General features: G+C 68.6%; 14 protein-coding genes. 5 read left to right on the forward strand and 9 right to left on the reverse strand.

Features of this window, described 5'->3' with window-relative positions:
- Positions 1-10: 10 nt before the first annotated feature.
- The gene (gene mobF / locus KXC42_RS25580; protein ID WP_219130625.1) at positions 11-4,288 is read right to left on the reverse strand and encodes a MobF family relaxase; all 4,278 of its coding nucleotides are present in this window, start codon (positions 4,286-4,288) and stop codon (positions 11-13) included.
- 251 nt (positions 4,289-4,539) lie between these two features.
- Here mobF and KXC42_RS25585 point away from each other — a divergent pair, with 251 nt between their 5' ends.
- From KXC42_RS25585 to KXC42_RS25600, 4 genes are all read left to right on the forward strand, one after another.
- On the forward strand, positions 4,540-5,112 hold the full coding sequence (locus KXC42_RS25585) for a hypothetical protein (protein WP_219130626.1): 573 nt from the start codon (positions 4,540-4,542) through the stop codon (positions 5,110-5,112).
- A gap of 632 nt (positions 5,113-5,744) precedes the next feature.
- Positions 5,745-7,196, forward strand: a complete 1,452-nt coding sequence (locus tag KXC42_RS25590; RefSeq protein WP_257606253.1) for a plasmid pRiA4b ORF-3 family protein — start codon at positions 5,745-5,747, stop codon at positions 7,194-7,196.
- A gap of 179 nt (positions 7,197-7,375) precedes the next feature.
- Positions 7,376-8,371: a hypothetical protein gene (locus KXC42_RS25595; RefSeq protein WP_219130627.1), complete on the forward strand. Its 996-nt coding sequence runs from the start codon at positions 7,376-7,378 to the stop codon at positions 8,369-8,371.
- Positions 8,364-9,122: a hypothetical protein gene (locus KXC42_RS25600; RefSeq protein WP_219130628.1), complete on the forward strand. Its 759-nt coding sequence runs from the start codon at positions 8,364-8,366 to the stop codon at positions 9,120-9,122. Before KXC42_RS25595 ends, KXC42_RS25600 begins: the two co-directional genes overlap by 8 nt.
- A 238-nt stretch (positions 9,123-9,360) precedes the next feature.
- On the opposite strand, the gene KXC42_RS25605 is transcribed toward KXC42_RS25600, so the two are convergent.
- The 4 genes from KXC42_RS25605 to KXC42_RS25620 form a co-directional block, all read right to left on the reverse strand.
- Positions 9,361-9,978, reverse strand: coding sequence for a recombinase family protein (locus tag KXC42_RS25605; protein WP_006553200.1), 618 nt, complete (start codon positions 9,976-9,978; stop codon positions 9,361-9,363).
- Positions 9,979-10,107: 129 nt separating this feature from the next.
- Positions 10,108-10,644, reverse strand: coding sequence for a PaaI family thioesterase (locus KXC42_RS25610; RefSeq protein ID WP_006553199.1), 537 nt, complete (start codon positions 10,642-10,644; stop codon positions 10,108-10,110).
- Between the two features lie 22 nt (positions 10,645-10,666).
- The gene (locus KXC42_RS25615; protein ID WP_033098578.1) at positions 10,667-11,116 is read right to left on the reverse strand and encodes a universal stress protein; all 450 of its coding nucleotides are present in this window, start codon (positions 11,114-11,116) and stop codon (positions 10,667-10,669) included.
- A 12-nt stretch (positions 11,117-11,128) separates the two neighbouring features.
- Positions 11,129-12,700 carry an MFS transporter gene (locus KXC42_RS25620; protein ID WP_039583601.1) on the reverse strand — a complete coding sequence of 524 codons (1,572 nt, stop codon included), beginning with the start codon at positions 12,698-12,700 and terminating at the stop codon, positions 11,129-11,131.
- Positions 12,701-12,829: 129 nt separating this feature from the next.
- Here KXC42_RS25620 and KXC42_RS25625 point away from each other — a divergent pair, with 129 nt between their 5' ends.
- The gene (locus KXC42_RS25625) at positions 12,830-13,498 is read left to right on the forward strand and encodes a TetR/AcrR family transcriptional regulator (protein WP_006554624.1); all 669 of its coding nucleotides are present in this window, start codon (positions 12,830-12,832) and stop codon (positions 13,496-13,498) included.
- 23 nt (positions 13,499-13,521) lie between these two features.
- On the opposite strand, the gene KXC42_RS25630 is transcribed toward KXC42_RS25625, so the two are convergent.
- The 4 genes from KXC42_RS25630 to KXC42_RS25645 form a co-directional block, all read right to left on the reverse strand.
- A complete protein-coding gene (locus KXC42_RS25630; protein ID WP_219130629.1) occupies positions 13,522-16,536 on the reverse strand; it encodes a Tn3 family transposase in 3,015 nt (1,004 codons plus the stop codon).
- Between the two features lie 421 nt (positions 16,537-16,957).
- Positions 16,958-17,923, reverse strand: coding sequence for a Fic family protein (locus KXC42_RS25635; protein WP_219130630.1), 966 nt, complete (start codon positions 17,921-17,923; stop codon positions 16,958-16,960).
- A gap of 1 nt (position 17,924) precedes the next feature.
- Positions 17,925-18,113 carry a hypothetical protein gene (locus tag KXC42_RS25640; RefSeq protein ID WP_124259140.1) on the reverse strand — a complete coding sequence of 63 codons (189 nt, stop codon included), beginning with the start codon at positions 18,111-18,113 and terminating at the stop codon, positions 17,925-17,927.
- A gap of 227 nt (positions 18,114-18,340) precedes the next feature.
- Positions 18,341-19,243, reverse strand: a complete 903-nt coding sequence (locus tag KXC42_RS25645) for a DUF2971 domain-containing protein (RefSeq protein WP_219130631.1) — start codon at positions 19,241-19,243, stop codon at positions 18,341-18,343.
- Between the last annotated feature and the right edge of the window lie 83 nt (positions 19,244-19,326).

The raw sequence follows: 19,326 nt of genomic DNA on the forward strand, positions 1-19,326 counted from the left end.
GCCGCCGGGCCTACAGTTCCCGTTCTGGACCGTTGTCGTGTTCGAGCGGGTCGCGGTCGATTGGGGCGTTCGCCGACGAGTCCACCTGGGTCTGTCGCGTCGGGTTGCCGGTGGTGTAGTCGGTTCCGCCGGCGTTGCGGCGGGCGAGTTCGGCGTCGATCTGACCGAGGATGGTGCGTTCGGTGGCGATCGACTCGTCGAGTCGGGTGATGCGGTCGGTGATCCGGCCGAGGGCCTGGTCGTCGGTGGCGCGGGCGCGGGCCTTGGCAGCTTCGGCAGCCCGGTAGTGCTGGGCGCCGCGTTCGATCACGGCCCAGCGACGCTCGAGTGGTGCCACCTGTTCGGCTGCGGCCACGGCGGCGCGGGCAGCATCGATCTGCTGTTCGGTGGCCTGCGGGGAACGAGTCAGGGCGTCGAGGCAGGCGCGGGCAGCACGCACCGCCGCGATGTTGCGTTCGTCGATCTCGACCTGCGCCAGGGACCGTTCGACGGCTCCGAGAGCGGACGCCTCGCCTCGTGCCCGGTCGAGCTCGTCCTTGGCCAGCGACAGCAGCATCGCGTCTTCGGTGAGCCGGCCCCGGCTGAGCGCCCGTGCCGAATTCAGTTCGGCGTCGGTGTAGCGGGCGTACGGGCCGACCACCTCGTCGGTGGCCTGTTCGGGCCGATGCAACCGTGCGATGTTCGCGGTGAGGGCTGTCTTCCGGGCTTCGCGGAGGTGCGCCATCGGATCGTTCTCGTCGTCGGGTGCGTGGGCGAGCACCCGCGAGATCGCGATCTCCCGCACCGTGGTTTCCCACCGGCGCACCCGACGGGGGTCCGTTCCCCGCTGGCCGACGGCGACGATCCACGGGGCGCTGCGTTCGAGTGCGGTGGTGGTGTAGGAGTCGATGAACGCGTGCATCTGCTGCTCGCACGAGCGGGCGTAGGCGGCGAGGATCGGATCCGCTTCGGCCGCGGCCTCGGTCAACGCGGGCACGCGGTAGGCGGCCACCGCGTCGGTGCGGCGGCGTGGCAGCTGCGCTGCGTCCTCGGCATCGATGCGCTCTTTCAGGGCGCGGGCGATGACCCGGCCGGGGGAGTTGCGGTCGGTGTCGATCCGCCCGGCCTTGCCTTCGGCGCTCATCACCGACGCTGCCTGGCGCAGCAGAGCCTCGGTGTCCCAGCCGAAGGTTTCCGACTGGGCGACGGAGGTGACGATCTGATCCCATCCGCCGAGGCCGTGCACCCAGCCGAACTGCTCGTCGGTGAGGATCCGGCTGAGCAGCTGTTCGGTGTAGTCCTCGTACAGCTCCCCGACGGCCAGCATGTAGCTGTTGGTGATCGTCGACCAGGACGCGGCCTTGCGCTGTTCGTCCTCGATCATCTGATGCACGGTGCGCTGCGAGCCGTCGCGGGCGATGATCTTCGCGAGCAGACCCATCGCGCCGGGATGCTCGTCGGGGTGATGTTCGAAGTCCCAGTCGGGCAGCTCGTCGTGGGCGGCGTAGACGATGTTGGTGTTCTTGCCGCGGCTGAGCGCCACATACAGCGACTGGCGGTCCATGTTCGCTCCGGCGAGCACGTGGCAGCTTCCCACCGTCATGCCCTGGGAGCGGTGCACCGTGGTCGCGTAGCCGAGTTGCACGTTGTCGGTGATGTAGTCGGCGGCGACGGTGACCTGGCCGCCGCTGATGTTGTTGCGCAGCCGCAGCGAGCCGTCGTCACCGATTGCGGCGACGGTCCACAGGTCGCCGTTCTTCACCCGGCCCGAGGTGTTGCCGGCGGAGCCGGTCACGACGTACTTGGAGTTGTTCTTCCGGGTGACCACCACGTCCCCGACCGCGGCTTCGAGACCGTCGGCGAGGACGATGCCGGGGCCGGTGACGGTGCCGACCCCGCGGTAGTAGGCGGCGGCCTTCTCGTTGAGCTGGCGCACCAGATCGTTGGTCGGGGCGACCATCAAGGCGACCTGCCCGGCCTCGACGTCGGCGACGTAGGCGGCGAAGACCAGATCGGCCAGCTCGTGTGCCATGCCCTGCCGGACGCGGTCGTTCTCGTCGTACCACTCGAGCGCCGTCACATCGCCGGTGCGCAATTGCAGGCTCGCCTCGGCCTCGCCGTCGGTGGCGAACCGGTGGACTTTGCGCAGGAACGGGGCGTTGGTGCGATCGGCCAGATCCCGCAACACGCCACCGGCTTCGACGGAGGCGAGCTGCTGCGGATCTCCCAGCAACCGCACCACCGCCCCGGCGTCGGTGGCGATGCGCGTCAGGTCGGCCAGGTCGCGGGCCGAGGCCATGCCCGCCTCGTCCACCAGCAGAAGATCACCCCTGCCGATGCCGGTCGGGATGCCGACACGGTGGCGGGTGAGTACATCGGCGATGGTGCGTCCCTCCACCGAAATTTCCTCACCGAGCACTTCGGCGGCCCGGGCCGACGGCCCCAGGGCGAGGACGTTGCCGTTGACGGCTTCCCAGGCGCGGGCGATCACGGTGGCCGCGGTGGTCTTGCCGGCGCCGGCCGCACCGACCGCCACGGCCACACGCGTGCGGGCGGTGAGGAAGTGGGTGATCAGCGCGAGCTGATCGGCCCCGAGCTCGTGCCCGTTCGCCTGCTCGATCCGGCGCAACGTGCGGCGGATGATCCGCTCGGCCACGGTGTGCACGTCGCCGGTCTCGGCCTGCCGGCGCATGAAGTCCTCGGCGTCGAGAACCGCTTGCGCGGTGTAGCGCATCTGCGCGCGATCGACCAGCAGACTGCGCCGCCGTCCCCGCTCGATGCGGTCGCTGATCCGCTCGGGCAGGTGGTATTCCTCGACGTCGATGGGCAGGCAGTAGTCGCGCAGGGCGAGTTCGAGCGCGTCATCGTGGATGGCTCGCAGCTGCTCGTCGTCGGCGAAACTGAACTCTCGCAGTCGTCTCTCGATCTCGGCGGTCACCGAGAACACCGTCCACGACCCGACCTTGTGCGAGAGCGTGTCGACGACCTCGTTCACCAGAGTGGGCACCTGCTCGGGTGCCAGTTCCGGGCGGCGATCACGCGCACCGCGGACGGAGTCGACCAGCTCGCCGGGACTGTTTCCGGCGAGGATCGCTTCGGCGCGCTCGCGCCATTCGGCCCGCAGTTCGGCCAACGAGCGGGGTGGGTTCTTGGCGTTGCGGGTGTCGAGGGTGGCCTGTTGCGCGTGGGCGTACTGCACCTTCTTCGGTGGATTCTTGCCGTAGCGGGTCTTGTACTCGCGGGCCAGTTCTTCCTGGCGTGCCTCGATGGCGGCCCGGCGGGAGAACTCCTCGATGAGGGATAACGGGATGCCGTCTACCTCGTAGACCGGTTGCTTGCCGACCGGTGTATCGGGCCGGGGGGCGAAGGTGACGCCGAGCTTGCGGGCCACCAGATCGGCCACGCGGGTGTTGTACTTCTCCGATGCCGCGACGTTCGCCTTGTAGAGAATCGAGCCGTCGATGGTGGTCCAGCGGCCCTCGGCATAGACGCGATTGAGCACCGCGCTGTGGGTGTGCAGGTTCGGGTCCGCAGCGCGATTGTCGAAGTGGTCGAACCGGGCGATCAACAGCCCTTCGGCCTTGATCTTGCGCTCGCCGCCCTTGCCGCGGCGGGTGTAGATCACCTCGTTTTCGATCCAGGCCAATGCTTCGTCCACGGCCTGCCTGTGCGCTTCTTCGACCGCGGCCTTGACCTTCTCGTCCCCGAGACCCCACAGCAACGAGATCGACTTCATCGGGGTGAACACCAGGTCGTAGCCGGCCACCGGCTGACGGGCCTTGCTGTACTGCTCGGCGACGAACGTCCAGATCTCGTCGTCGCCGAGCAGGTCGGCGCGCTCACCGTTCGAGCGCTGCAGGTGCTTGCGGGCGGTGGCGAACTGGATCGCCTTCTTGGTCTCTGCATCCGGGTACTCGCCGTGCCGACCCTTGTACGCGCTGCACAGGTCCTCGACGTCGTTGACGTACTCCTGGCTGTTCTCGAACCACGAAAACGCCCGCCCGAGAGCGGTGCTTGCGGACCAGTCGAGGCGTTCTTGCAGGGGCGACCCCCTCCCCGGGCGGGTCGCGAAAGCATTTGGGGTGCGGGCGGCGCCGAACACCGAACGCATCGCATCCTCGGTGACTTCGGTGCCGACCTCGACACCGACCTTCTTTGCCAACTTGCCGCACCACACCCCCGGTGGGGTGCCCTTGGCGACGTAATAGTCGACCGCATCCGCCTTGCGGGTCTCGGTCGCATCCCCAGCCGCGACATGCTTGGTCAGATAGACATAGCCGTCCCCCGCTTGGAGCTTGTGGACGGTCATCACGGGAGATGATCATGCCACGTGGCAGCTTTAGTGCATGAGGTGTGTAGAAGTTTTTGGGGCTGACCACAGGTCAGCCCCAACGTGCCCAGAACCTCGACGGTTCTGGGCACGTGACGGGACTGCCGACGGGGGCAATAGGGGAGGGGTCCGGCGGGAAGAGAGAGACCAGAGTTGTGAATCGACACGGCGATGCGGCGGCCGAGTGTGAAGCCGTGCGGAACCGCGGCGAGCCGTTACACTCCCGGGCCATGGCCACGTCTTCGAAGGCGGCAGCGCGCCGCTCCCTGCGCCCGCACACCACCCCGAACGTGCGCGAGAACCTCCGGCGCGAGAAAGAGCGGTTCCTCGCACGCCAGGCCGAACTCGAATCGTTGGCAGCGCCGATCCATGACACAGCGGCGAAGCTGGCGAAGCTCGACGCGGTGGTCGAATCACGCTCTGCCGCACCGCAGCGCAAGATCGAGCAGCTGGAGAAGGCGCGCGATCGTCGCATCGCGAAGATCCAGCAGGAGTACGCCGCCAAGATCGAGGCGGTGCAGGCCGAAGCGAAATCGGCCGGCACCCACCTGACACCGGAAGAGCAGGAGCAGGAGTCGTCGCTGCTGCGCGAGTACGCGTCGGCGATCGTGGAGTTCAGCGAGAACGCGTCGTCCGCCGAACTTGCGCCACTGCTGGGCGTGAGCACCCGGGAGGCGAAGATACTCATCGAGCAGGCGAAGGACGACCTGGCCGCGTCCGGCACCGTCGCCCTACCCGCGACGGCTACGCCGGCCCCGGCGCCTGCTGCCGACGACAAGCAGCCGGTGACCGCGGCGTCGTGACGCTGCGCCTGTCATGAGCGCCCCCGGCGAGCCGTCGCTCGACTTCGGGTTCCCGGATGCCGAGGTCGAGTACGTCGCATCGGAGCCGCCGGATCAGCCACGGCGGATGCGGGTGCTGGACAACTCGTTGCGACCGTCGCGGCGTTTCGGGCGAAGGTCGCCACGTCCCCGACATGTGGGTATCGGGTCGGGGGCGGCCTTCGCCCGATGGTCCAGCCTTCGACTCCAGCGCGAGAATCGGCAACGAACGCTGCTGGCGCATCGTTTCTCGGTGGAGCTGGTGCACGGACCTCTCAAGCCGAACGTGGTGTGCGAGCACCAGTGCAACGCGCCGTGGTGCGTGCGCGTCGGGTCGGGGCATCTGGTGGGAGTCCACGCACAGCGCGAACGTGCGCTACGCGATCGTCCTCGGAAGGCTGTCTCGGGGCATGCGCTGCTCGACCAACAGAGACGCTCGCGGTACGAGCGGTCCTGGCGATCGATGACGCGCTGCGGGGCGGGTACGGCCAGGAGGCGTACGAGAAGGAGGCACTGCTGTGCGCCGAGACCGATCCCGGTGACGGGCAGGGCACTTCGCTTCGACGGCCGGTCGCCTCGGCAGGCCGCTCACGATCGATGGTTCACTGGTGGTCGTGGCGACCTCAGACGATGCCCGCCGGCGCGCCGAACAGCTGATGGCCGCGTTGCCCCCGCAGCAACACCAGGCGATGGTGGACGCGATCCGCGCCGACGGTGCGGCGGCGTGGCTCGACGACATGCTGGGCACCCCGGACCCTGTGGTCGGTGAGGCACCGGCCCGCCTTCGCGGCTTCCGGGTCCGGCTCGATCTGGTCGGTGCCAAGCCGCCGGTGTGGCGGCGCCTCGAGCTGCCCGGCGATCTGACCCTCGACCGGGTGCACGTGGTGATCCAGGCCGCGATGGGGTGGCTCGACGGCCACCTGCACCGCTTCCGCACCGGGAGCGATCCCCGCTCCCCGCACTTCGTCACCGCGTTCGACGTCGAGGACGGCGACGACGGCGTGCTCGAATCGACGGTCCGGCTCGATCAGCTGCTGACCGGCACCGGGGATCGCCTGTGGTACGAATACGACTTCGGTGACCGCTGGGACCACGTGCTTGCGGTGGAGGCGGTCCTCGACGAACCGCCCACCGCGGTGCGCTGTACTGCCGGTCGGATGGCCTGTCCGCCCGAGGATTGCGGGGGCATGTGGGGGTACGCGGAGCTGGCGGCGTGGGTGCGGGGCGGGTGCGACCCGTCGTCGGTCCCGCCGCCGTTCGACGACATCGACCACGCTCGCGGCTGGCTGCCACTGGGCTGGCATCCCGACCGGTTCGATCCCGCCGACGCCACCGCCGCTGTTGCGGCGGCGATGGCCGCGCCGGTGCCGGTGGCCGAGGAGCTGGCGGCGCTGCGCGCACACCTCGAACGCCACGGCGACCCGACGATGACGCAGCTGTTGGCCCGCTCGGCCGCGCACCCGGTGGTCGAGGTGGGCGAGGCCGACGCCGCCGCCCTGCTCGAGCCGTATCGCGTGCTGCTCGACCTGATCGGCGACGGGGTGCGGCTGACCAGCGCCGGCTACCTCCCGCCGACACTGGTCGAGCACCTCGCCGACCGGACCGGTCTGACCGGATGGTGGATCGGCAAGGCGAACCGCGAGGACCTGACCTGGCCGCTCGCACAGCTGCGCACCAGCGCGCGAGCACTCGGTCTGCTCCGTGTGCGGCACGGTCGGCTGACGCCGACCACGCTCGCCCGTCGACACCGGGACCGGCCCCTGGCGCTGTGGCAGCACATCGTGTCCCGGCTGCCGGTGGGCAGGACCGAGTTCGACCGGCACGCCGGCTGGTCGGCCCTGGCGGTCGTCGCCAGCGGCCTCCCGGCCGAACACTGGCACACCGAGATCCGCGCTGTGCTGCTGGCACTGGGGTGGCGCGTCGACGGCCGCCCGTCGCGCGCTCCGGCCGTCGCCAGCCCCACCCTCGACGTCCTCGAACTTCTCGCGGGCACCACCCGCCACGGCCGACTCACCGGCCCCCGTCCCGCGGTCGCTGCCACCGCCCGCACGGTGATCGGCCTCTGACCCCCAGGACACCGTCCACGGATGGGCCGATCGGTACGGCCGGGTCACGCGTGCCGCAGGGGTGCGCACCGGTGTCGTCCCCGTGGTGAGCAGTGGCCGCCACCCTCTCCTGCACAAGCTAAAACGTTTATTGCCGTATATGCTTGTATGTGCTGGTAGACGACGAAAGGGCGTAGGAGATGGACGCGGCATCCCATGCCCTCTCGGATGCTCTGCACCTGCTGCGGCGCACCGATGCCCGCATCGTGGCGGGCTCGTTGGACGGTCTGGACCTGGTCCTGCCCGACGGCCGTGAGGTGGCCGCGCACGTCACGGTGCAGCCGCGACCCCCCACCCCGCACCTCCTCGCGAAGCTCCGCAGCAAGCATCCCGAGTCCCGCCTGCTGGTGGTGACCCCCCGCACCACCGCGCACCTGCGGGCTCTGGCCCACGACGGCGCGGTCGATGTGATCGCACCCGACGAAGAGCTGCTCATCGTCCTGGGCACCCGCTACGACGTACCGGCCCCCGCACCGGCGCCGGCCCCGCCCGTCCGCCCCGGCCGCGGCCGCAAACCGTGGATCCGATGGGCGACCGAGCGGGCGCTGCTGCTGGCCGAGCATCCGATGACCCAGCCGAACCTGGCCGCCGCCCTCGAGGTCACCCAGCAGGCCGTCTCCCTGGCGGTGCGGCAGAGCCGGCACCTGCACCGCAGATCCGGCGGATGGATCGCCGAGCCCCGCAGCGAACTGCTCGACGAGCACCTGACCGAATATCCCGGCCCCGGCGGCGCCTCGACGTACTGGTACGGGCTCGATCCGGTGATCCGGCAGGCCACCGACGCGGCCCGATTCTGTGCGGAGATCGGCGTTCCCGTGCTGCAGAGCGGCGACGTGGCCGCCGATGTGTATGCGCCGTGGCGGCTGCCGGCCCGGGCCGTGCTCTACGTCCCGCAGTTCCTCGACTTCACCGCGGCCGGGTTCACGCCCGCGACCGCCGGCGCACACACCCTCGAGGTGATCGTCCCCGCCGATCCGACGCTGTGGCGCACCGCCCGTATGGTGTCCGACGCGCCGGTGATCCTGGTCGATCCGGTGATCGCGACGCACGATGTGCTGCGCAGCCCCGGACCCGACGCCCGCGAAGCCGCCGGGCACCTGCGCCGGGCGATCGAGGAGGGCACCTTCCGTGGCTGAGGTGCACCTCCTCGCGGCGTCGAACGCCGCCGATCGGGGCCTGCGCGCATTGGCGGATCTCGCAGCCGCCGCCCACGGCAGCAACTACCGGGTCATCGGCGGGCACATGGTGCACCTTCTCGGCCGGGTCTACCCCACCGCCGAACAGAGTGCCCGCGTCACCGCCGACGCCGATGCCGGCATGGACCCCGTGGTCGCCGCCGGCGCCGACCTGCACGAAGCCCTCGTGCGACGCGGGTACCGCCGGGTGCGGGGCAACCACTACGAAGCATCCTCGGGCTCGGAGGGAATCCTGGCCGTCGACCTGCTGGTGCCCAGCACCAGCGGCCGACGGTGGGAGAGGGTCGAGCACGACGGTCGCGGTTTCGATGCCATACCCGGGCTGGCGTTGGCCCTGTCGTCCGAGCCGCTCGAGGTGCGGGTCCATGCGCGCTTGACCACCGACGACACGGTGGTCTTCGACGTGCCGGTCCCCGACCTCGAGGCGGCCGTCGTCCTCAAGGCGCTCGCCTGGCGCTCTCGCCTCGCCGCGAAGGACGTCGGGGACCTGTGTGCGCTGATGACGATCGTGTTCGAGCACCGCAACGACCTGGCCGGGTGGAAGCTCGACACCGTCCGGAAAGGCTCGCGAGGCGACGCCGCTCGGGCGCTCTACGATCTCGTCGCGATGATCGAGCGGCACCAGCAGATCGAGGGACTGACGATGGTGCCGGCCCGGCTCGCCGCCCTGATCCGGCGCTACGTGGGGTAGCCGTAGCATTTGCCGAAAATCGGGCGGATATGGCGTAGTGCCCGGTCGGTGATCCGCTCGGCCTGTTGGGTCGAAACGATCGTCTGTCTCGCCACCGGCTCCTGGCGGGCGCGGCGTATCCGCCCAGCTCGCCGACGATCCGATTCGGGCCAGAACTCGTGTGGGACGTAAGGGCCCGCAACCCAAGGTTGTCAGGAAGTGCAAAGTAGCGGGATCCTGACGACAGGCTGGTGAATTCTCAGGCTCGTGGTGCAGCACTGCTGACGATGCGGTGGATGGTGGAGCGGCCGACGCTGTATTCCTCGGCCAGGTCCGCCAGGCTCGCGTCGTCGGCGGGGTCGTGGTAGCGGCGGTGGATTGTTTTCCGTGCCGTGAGAGGAAGTTTCGGCTGCTTGCCCTTGAGCCTGCCTTTCGCGCGGGCCTTGGCCATGCCCTCGCGGGTGCGTAGGTGGTTGAGGTTGGCCTCGAATTCGGCGACCATGGCCAAGGTTTGCAGGAAGAGCTTGCCGAACGGGTCGTTCCAGTCGTAGATCGAGCTCCCGAGTCCGAACAGCACCTCGCGCTCGCGCAGTTCGGTCAGGGTCTGGCCTGCTTCGGCCATGTTGCGTGCGAATCGGTCGAACTTCGGCGTGGTCAGCACTACCTGTCGCCCGTCGATGGCCGCCGCGGCGGAGGTGACGGCGGCGAGTGCGTTGTCGAGCCCGGCCCGGTTCTTGCGGGTGGTCCCGGAGAACCCTTTGTCGATGAAGATCCGCTCACGCGGCACTCCGAGCGCCAATAGCTGCTCGGTTTGGATCTCGACGTCTTGTTCGTCGGTGGAGCAGCGGCAGTATCCGACGCGGAACGGCTCACCCATGCCGAAAGTGTTCCAGATAGCGGGGGTTGACCGGCACAGTCAGCGGAACACCTCTACGGAACACCGGTGAGCTGGGTCGACGTTGGCTCTGCGTGGTGTTCCGGTGGCCGATCCGGTTACGGAACAGGGTCAGGGGGTGTTATCGGTGTGTGGGGGTGTGTTGTGGGTGAGGAAGTGGTTGACGTCGACGGTGAGGAACAGGGCGGTGGCGGTGGTGATCACGTGGGCGTGGTCGTTTTCGATGGTGGCTTGCAGGTGGAGTTTGCGGCCGTCGCGGGCGTGGATGTGGGCGCGGAGGGTGTAAGGGGTGTCGAGCAGGATCGGGGCGAGGTAGTCGATGGCAAGGTGGCGGGTGACCGCGGGTTCCCCGACGGTGTAGAGCAGGAGTCCGAACAGTTCGTCGAGGACGGTGGCGACCGCGCCGCCGTGGGCGATCGCGGGGGCGCCGACGTGGCGAGAGTCGAAGCGGTGGTGGGCGTGGACGCCGTGTGCGTCGCGGCGGGCGCGTAGCTGGTGGCCGTGGGGGTTGGCCGGTCCGCAGCCGAGGCAGTGGTCGTGGTGGGGTGGCAGGTCGGCGGAGTCGGGTGCGAGCACAGGGAAGGCGGGAATCCAGTCCGGGACCTGTCGGGGCTCGGGTGTATGGGTGCTGGGTGTGTTCTCGGTCATGGGCGCTTTCTGTGGGGTGTGTCTACCGTGCGGTGGTGAAGAGGATGTCGCAGTGGGCTTTGCGGGCGAGCTCGATCGGTGGGGTAGTCAGCAGCCGGGCCAGCAGCGGTGGCCGGTGGGGATCGGCGGTGACAATGAGGTCGGCGCCGGTGGCGGCGGCCAGGTGCAGCAGCGCGTGCGGGGCGGGTTCGGACAGGATGTGGGTTTCGATGTCGGTGGCGCCGTGGGCGAGGGCGTGCTGGTGGGCGGTCCGCAGGATGGCCTCGGTGGGAGTGGTGCCGCGTAGCTGGTAGGCGTCGGGTCCGAGCCGGTCGAGGTCCGCCCCGAGCTCACGTGCGTCGATGTGGTGGCGGGCGTAGATGATCAGGAGCCGGGCGTGGGTGGCGTGGGCGAGTTCGGCGGCGTGGTCGACCCCACGGTAGGAGCGGTCGGATCCGTCGGTGTCGACGATGATCGTGCGATAGGCCGTCATGACGGGCGTCTTTCACGAGAAGGGAGCGTGTTTTGCGGGGGAAATGGTCGAGATGTATCGGCGGCGTGGTGCGCGGCCGGGGGCCAGTACTGCCAGCACGATCGCCCCGACGGTGGTGAGGGCGGCCAGGGCGAGCGCGGCCTGGCCGCTGCCGTGCACGAACGCGGCCTTGGCGAACTCGGCCAGCGGTGCGGCCACCGGTCCGGCCTGGTCGGCGACCTGCAGCGCCGCGGCCAGGGAATCGGCGACCGGGCCGCGGGCGGGCTCGGGCAACTGGGGCAGGGCGGGCTGGATGCGGTGGGTGTAGCCGGCGGCCAGCACGCTGCCGGCCACGGCGATCCCGATCGCGGCGCCGATCTCGCGGGCGGCGTCGTTGACCGCGGCGGCGACCCCGTGTTTGGCCTCGGGGGTGTCGGCGACGATGGCATAGGTCGCCGGCGCGGTGCACAATCCCAGGCCCGCGCTCATGATCAGCAGCGGCCACAGCAGGTCGAGGTAGTGCGCGGCGAGTGTCAGCCGGCTCACCAGCACCAGCCCGGCGGCGATGGTGAGCAGGCCGGCCACGGTCATCACCCGTAACCCGACCAGGCTCGACAGCCACGGCGCGATCACCGAGATCACGACCAGCGGCACCACCATCGGCGCCAACGCCAGCGCCGAGGCCAGCGGCCCGTAACCGAAGACCAGCTGCAGGTACTGCACAAGCAGCAGGAATACCCCGAAGGTGACCAGGAACTGGATGGTCACCGACAGCGACCCGGCACCGAAACCACGGCGGGCGAACAACCGCACATCCAGCAGCGGCGCCGCCGAGCGCAGCTCGACGACCACGAAGGCCGCCGTCGCGGCCACGCCGACCCCGGCGGCGGCGGCGACGAGCGGGTCGGCCCAGCCGCGCGCGGGGAACTCGATCACGGCGAACACGATCGCCGCGACAGCGACCGCCACCGCCACCGCGCCCACCCAGTCCACCTGCGGATGCTCGCGCTGGCGGGACTCGGCGATGGTGCACGCCAACCCCGCCAGCACCGCCCCGGCCACGGTCAACCCTACGAACACCGATAGCCACGACCATCGTTCGAGCAGCACCCCGGCACCGAGAATCCCCAGTATCGCCCCGGATCCGGCGACCCCGGCCCATATCCCCACCGCCCGGCCGCGATGAGCGGGGGCGAACCCTGCAGTGAGGATCGACAGCGTCGAGGGCATCACCAGCGCGGCGCCTGCCCCGGCCAGCGCGCGCGTCGCGATCAACCAGGCCGGGTCGGACAGCAGCAGCGGCAGCGCCGAGGCGGCGGCGAACACCACCAACCCCACCACCAGCACCACGCGGCGCCCGTAACGGTCACCGACGGCGCCGGCGGGCAGCACCAGACACGCCAGCACCAGCGTGTAGCCGTCGACGATCCAGGTCAGCTGGGCTTGGGTGGCCCCGGTCGCAAGCGCGATCTGCGGCAACGCCGAATACAACGCCGCCATCGCCGCGACCACCAGCGCCACCGCCAGGCACGACACCGCCAGCATCCACCACTGGGCCCTGGTCCAGCGGGCGATCTCGACAGTGTCCGTTCCGGGTGTGGCCACCGGCACCTCCCCGACTTTGAAGACCAACGGTATCTGTACGAGACCATTCGTATCATAGTGGTTGGGGGGTGGGATAGAGTTCACCCATATCAAGAGTTCAACGACACGAATTCGGAGGAAGGCGCGTCCATGACCGACCCAGGCCCGGCGGCGACCGACCCGCTCGCCGCGGACGACGAGCAGGCCGATCCGCGACTGGCGCGCTCACGCAACCGGTTGCTCGACGCGGCCACCCATCTGCTGTCCACCGGCGGTGTCGAGGCGGTCACCGTCGAGGCGGTCACCCGCGTGTCGAAGGTCGCCCGCGCCACCCTCTACCGGCACTTCGGCAGCACCACCCAGCTGCTCGCGGCGACTTTCGAACGACTACTTCCCCAGGTCGACACACCGACCGGCACCGGGCCCGTGCGTGAGCGGCTCCTGGCGCTGCTCGCCAGCCAGGCCGACCTCATCGAACAGGCTCCGGTGCAGATGACCACCCTGGCCTGGCTGGCGATGGGTTCCATCGGCGAGGACCACCCCGACCCGGCCGCGGTCACCTCGCTGCGCGCGCGCGTCATCGAGCAGTACCGCCACCCGTTCGACCAGATCCTCACCAGTCCCGAGGCCCGCGCGATGCTCGGCGAGCTCGACACCACCTTCGCCATCATCGAACTCCTCGGCCCGATCGTGTTCGCCCGTCTCACCGGATTACGCAGCATCGACCACGACGACTGCACCCGGCTCGTCGACAACTTCCTCACCGCCCACCGAACACCCACGCCAGCAGACACCGCTATCGACATCGCCACGCCGTAACCACGGGCCCCGGTTCCGCGCGGTCAGAACAAGGTGTCGCGCACCCGCAGCGGCCGGTAGCCCGTCGGGCCGAGGGCGGCGAGTTCGGCGTCGATGTCGACTTCGATCGCGCCGAAGAAGTTGATGTTGGCGCTGTGCGCCGGGCTGATGTGGGCCAGGACCTCGTCATCGATACGCTGCCCGGTCCGGCGCATCTGCTCGACAGCGAACCCGTAATACTCTGTGGTCCAGGCGATCACAGCGTTGGTCGTCAAGGTCAGGCACCAGGCCTGCTCGGTCTGGTCCTCGAGGTGGCGCGCCCGGATCATCCCCTCATGGGCATAGAGCAGGTCGCGGCGCAGCGCGTGCAGCGACTCGCCCTTGTTGAGCTGCCGCGAGATCTTGCGCCGGTAGTCCGGATCGGAGAGGTATCTCGCGGCGTAAATGGTGCGCCGCAGCGCCCCGTACTCCTTGAGCGCCGCGGCCAGGGTGTTCTGCCGCCCCGACGCCGACAGCTTGCCGACCAACAGCGACGCGGTGGCGTGCCCGAACTTCAGCGATCCGGCCAACCGCAGCAGATCGTCCCAGTGCTCGGCGATCAAACCCAGGTTGGCCTTGCGGGTCATCAGCGGGCCCGCGTGCGGGAACCGGGCCTCGGCCTCGGCGCGCGGGCCCGGCCGGTACAGGGTGATCCGCCCCAGATCCCGGATCCGTGGCGAGAGCTGCATCCCGAGCAGGTCGAACAACCCGAAGTTGACCAGGGTGACCCCGTGGGTGTCGGTGGCGTGCTCGGTGATCGGCAGATCGGTGGCGTTGCCCAGGATCTCATCGAGCACGTAGTGGGCTTCGCGTTTGGTCGCCACGATGACCTTGGTGCCGTAGGTGGCGTGGGTGTCGCTGACATGGGTGTAGGTCGACAGGCCCTCGCTGGCGAAATAGCGGCTCAACGGCCGCGCCGTGGTCGACTTACCGCGCGTCGGGAAACGCTGCCCGTCGCTCGACGACAGTGTTCCGGCGCCGAACACCGCGGTCAGCGGCAGCCGCTGGTGGTAGCCGACCAGTACCAGGTTGGCCGCGCGCAGGGTCTCCTCGCGCACATACCACTCGTCGGTCCAGGCCAGGATGTCGTAGGTGATTCCGCACGCCTCGGCCATCCGGGTCAACCCCAGGTTCGTCGAGTGCGCCAGCAGTACCGCGATCAGGTTGCGTTTGAGCTCCGGCGTCCGGGTGGCCTGACCGCCGGCGTGGGTGAAGCAGTCCAGGTAGCCGGTGCGTTTGTCCAGCTCGATCAGCAGCGACACGATCGGCGCGAACGGCAGCATTTCGGTCAGCTCGGCCTTGAGCGTGATCGCCTCGGCGGGAACATCTTCCGCGCTCAGCGGCGAGATCACCAGATCCCCGCCCTCGTCCAGCCGGACCGGGCCGTCCCCGCCGGCCAGCACCTCCTCCAGCTCACCGAGAGCGTCGTGCAGTTCGGCGACCACGGTGGCCAGCGCGACGCCGGGATCGGCGGATCGCCCGACCAGGCCGCAGAACTCAACGCGTTGCGGTTCCCACTGCCCGGTGGTGAGCAGGTAGGCGGCCGGGTCGGCGTAACGGCGCGAGCCCGGCACGAACACATCCCCGCTGCGCAACCCGTCACGCAATCCGAGCAGCACACACAACTCCCAGTAGTGCCGATACGCGGTCGCGCTGCCGGATTTGCGGGCCTCGTCGAGGTAGCCGCGCCACTTCATCGGCACGAACCCGGTCGGGGCGTCATCGAAGACCTTGCGCCGCCCGGTCGCGTTCAACTCGCGCAGCATGTTCACCGCGATCAGCAACTCGGTCGCGGCGGTACCGCCGCAGAAGCGCACCGCTTCGAGCACCGCGGGGGTGAACTGACGCAGGTAGTTGTAGGAGGAATCCAACGCCGCCAGATGCCCGTGATCACGCGGCAACCTGGGCTTGGCCTGGGCGATCGCCGCGCGCAGGCGCTCCCACCCGATCTTCTCGCCGCGGATCAGCGCACCGATCTCCTCATCCGGAACGCCGGGGTCGGTGACGATTTCCAACAGATCGTCCAGCAGCGCCTGACGGTCCTCTCCAGTCTTTCCTCGTTCGGCCAGCCGCTGCTGCATCTTCCGTTCGGCAGCACCGAATTTCACCGAGATCGCCTGATCGAACAACGCCACGACCTCATCGAGGACATCGGTGCCGGACTGGGCCAGCACCGTGAGCAGGATCGGATACCGGCGTTGCGGATCCCGACGTTGCAGCGCTTGCGGACTCAGGCGCCGGCCCATCGTGGCCAAAAACCGGCGCCGCTCGGCGGGCAGCACCGACATATCCAGCCGATCAGCGCCCAACCCGCGCAGGAAACCCAGCTTGTCGACCTCGGCGCGGACCGCGGCCGCCGAGGCCTCCACCGGCCCGGTCGACAGCCACCGCAACCGCGAGATCCCCAGCGAAGCGTCGGTGACAAGCAAGCCGTCCAACTCCGCGCACCGCGCCGCAGTGAACTCGTGAGCGAGCCGGTCATAGGTTTCGGTCTGGGCCTGGTGGCGGGCGTGGGCGACCCGCTCGACCACGGTGACCGGGCCTGGCCGGATCACCTTCGCCGAGATCAGATACTCACACGCCAGCCGGAACAGCAGAGTCGGGGAATCGTGCTCCATCGCCCGCGCGAGCAGGAACTCATCGAGCTCCTTGAACTCGAGCGCACCGACCGCACGCCATCCCAGGTACCGCGCGGCCAGGCGCACATGTTCGGTGCGGGTCTTGGCTCGCCTGCCGTAGGCACCGATCACCACCGGATCCAACCGCAACTGCTCGGCGACACGAGCCACCGCCACCGGCGGAGCCGTGACCAGCCGATCCGGCACGAATCCCAGCCACGGCAGCGTACACAACGCGATCGCCAAGCCCAGCCGCTCGGCTGGGCCCCGGCCCCGGCCCGGATCCACGAACGCCAGATCCGCAGGCGTCAGCGTGAAGTACCGGAACAGCTCCTCGCGGCTGATCTCCGGGAATCCCCGCAGTCGTTCCAACTCCTCGTCCGCGAACATCCGCGTCGCCACGACCCCAGCCTCCACCAGCACCGACCAACATCATCATCGGCAGTCAAGCACCAACCAGTCGACAGCGCATGCCGAACTCGAAACCCCGTGCCCACCAGTCGGCTACGCCAAATCCGCCCGATTTCCGGCGGATGCTACGGCTACCCCTACGTCGCCGATCCGGCCACACCACCGGCGCCCGGCTCCCATGGCCCATACGGATCGAATGCCTGAGTTGTCCAGTAGGATTCGAGCACGCCCGCAGGACGTAACAGACGGCTCGCCGCCTTGTCTGCGGCGTCGACGGCCCATCCTCGGCGGGCGACGTCGATGCTGGGCGACGGTGCACCGAACCCCGACCACCGCCACCGGCAGGAAGGTTTCCGGCCCGAACAACAGCACTACGGCCTCGAGCTGGACCACTGAATTCCGTGCACCTCGATCAGAAGCCGAGGCCACGGCCGTGCTGGTGGGTGCGACCGGGTTCGGTGACGACGGCGTTCGTGGGGTCTCCATCAGGTGAGGGTGCGCTGTCGACCATCGCTCGTGGTGATCGGGGGTGGCCGAGGGTCGCGGCGGCGAGGGCGCGCAGATCGACGCCGTGGTCGATGATCGGACCGACGGGCAGCGGGTCGCCGGCGTCGGTGATCGCCATGTCGAGTACCTCGCGCATCAGGCGGGTGTCGCCGGTCTGCATGTACTCGAAGCGCCCCCAGACGGATTGCTCGCGGAGGTCTCCGAGCAGAGGGTTGTTGGCGAGGTCGGCTTTCTTGACGGCGATGAAGCGGTCGGTGTGAAGGGTGTAGCCGGCCTCGGCGGACAGCTGCCGGAAGAACGCGAATTGGGTACGAGTGTTGCCCTCACGAAAGCTGTGAACGTGATTCAGTCGCAGCCACACCTTGGTCAGATCATCGAGAAACGTGTCGCGGCCTCGTCCGCGCAGGTTGTCCTTGGCGGCGATGCGCTCGAGGACAAGAGTACTGGCTTCGGGGACGTCGCGGGCTGTGAAGTAGGCGTGACGGATCTCGGTGACGCGGCGCCCGCCGGCGCGCACGGCGGCGACGTCCGGCCCCATCTTGACCATCGGCCAGTCCCATGGTGCGGTGCGCAACTGGCCGGCCCAGGGGTAGACGTCCTGGAACAGGTGGTGGTGGATGCGTTGGAAGTGTGGCAGGTCGAACCGGCCGGGGATCGGATCGTCGGCCAGCTCCTGCATGCGCAGGTAGCTGATGACGCCTTCGGTGCGGTGCAGCAGGTCGGCGTCGGGGATGCCGTGCGGCCATTTCTCCGATCGCAGGACCAGGCTTTTCATCACGGCGCGGCTGGTGTCGGGCATTCCGTCCGGGTGCCAGTCGACCGTGTCGGGGATGAAGTAGTCGAGCCATTCGCGGGAGTAGCGCGGGGCCATGTCAGTCGATCTCGTAGCCGGCTTCGCGAGCCATGATCTTGGTGACTTCTTCGATGGTCGTGGTTCCTTGGATCAGTTCGACCAGCAGTTCCTTGTCGGCCTCGCTCATCTCGCGGCCTTCGATGGCCATGATCGGTTCCATCGCGGCGACGGCGGCGCGGGCTTCGGCTTCGGTCTTTCGTGGTGTCACAGGTTCCCCCTGGTCGGTGGTGGTGGGGCAGGACGGTGATGTCCTGCCCCACCGGTGGTGTGGAGTTTATGGGCGCTGTCGGATAGGGCGGCCGTCTTCTTCGAGTCCGCGTTTGTATCCGGCCTCGCCGGCATGTGGCACACCCGTACAGCCGCTCAGATCGACTCTGTGCCCTTCGCGCATCACCCAGGGAGCGGCGGGAGTAACCACAGAATCATGCTCAGCGCTTAGCGGAAGGGCGTACTGGACTTCGTCAGATTCTTCGCCGCAACGGGATAACCAAGTGCATGAAGCGCGCCTTGAGCTGCCAGGTAGTTCTCGTACTGATTCGGGCCGGGGCCGACACGAACGCCGACGACGGCATCGGCAGGCATTGACCAGGTTGTGAACGGGATGAGCTGCGCCCCGCGGCTGCGGTACGACCCACCTTCGCTGTAGCTGAGGTGGATGATGCGCCACTCGCCTTCCTCTTCAAAGCCTTTGTGCTTGAACTGCGTGGCGTATTGGGACAGCTCTCGGACGCACTTGTCGAGCATGCCGGGACTCGCCTCGGGAGCCTCGGTGCCGGAAAGAAGCCCGCGCATCCAGTGGATGACCCGCAGTTTTGTCAGTTCAGAGACCCCGAGGCGGTCTGCATACCGCACCGGTTCGATGCTTATTTCCGGTGTCTTCGGCAACTTCATCGGGTCGATTCCGATCGCGAATCCGTCGAGGCCACCGCAATAGCCGCGCCACTGGCTGAGCCTGTCCGGATGTTCCGAGAATGACGTGATGTAGCAGTGGATGTGACTGCCATAGGTGCGGTTTTCGATCTCCTCGATAGTCGCGCACAGCGTACGCAGAAACTTCGCTTTGTTCGGAGCATCTGCAACATCGTGAGGCTCGTGAGGTCGGTAATCGAGTGCATCCAGCTCGTCGGCTCTGGGGAGTAGTACCTCCTTTCTGAGAATCTCCAGGCCGTGAATGAGTTCACGGCTGTCGTTGAGGTACTCGACTGCAGTTGCGCGGAACGATGGCCTGCAGCTCTGCGGACCCACGATGTTCTTATCTCGGGGTGCGCAATCATTACCGAGGATTCCGAGCAGTCCTCCAGCGTCGGTGTAGTGCCAGAGCGTGCTGGGTCTCGCCATGTACTTCTCCTGGGTTTCGCGTAACTGGGGTTGTCCTACGACGCCACAGACCTGCCCCCGCCAGGGCAAAATCAACGAGCGGC

The sequence above is a fragment of the Rhodococcus sp. LW-XY12 genome (genome assembly GCF_019317345.1).
Taxonomy (GTDB): domain Bacteria; phylum Actinomycetota; class Actinomycetes; order Mycobacteriales; family Mycobacteriaceae; genus Rhodococcus; species Rhodococcus pyridinivorans.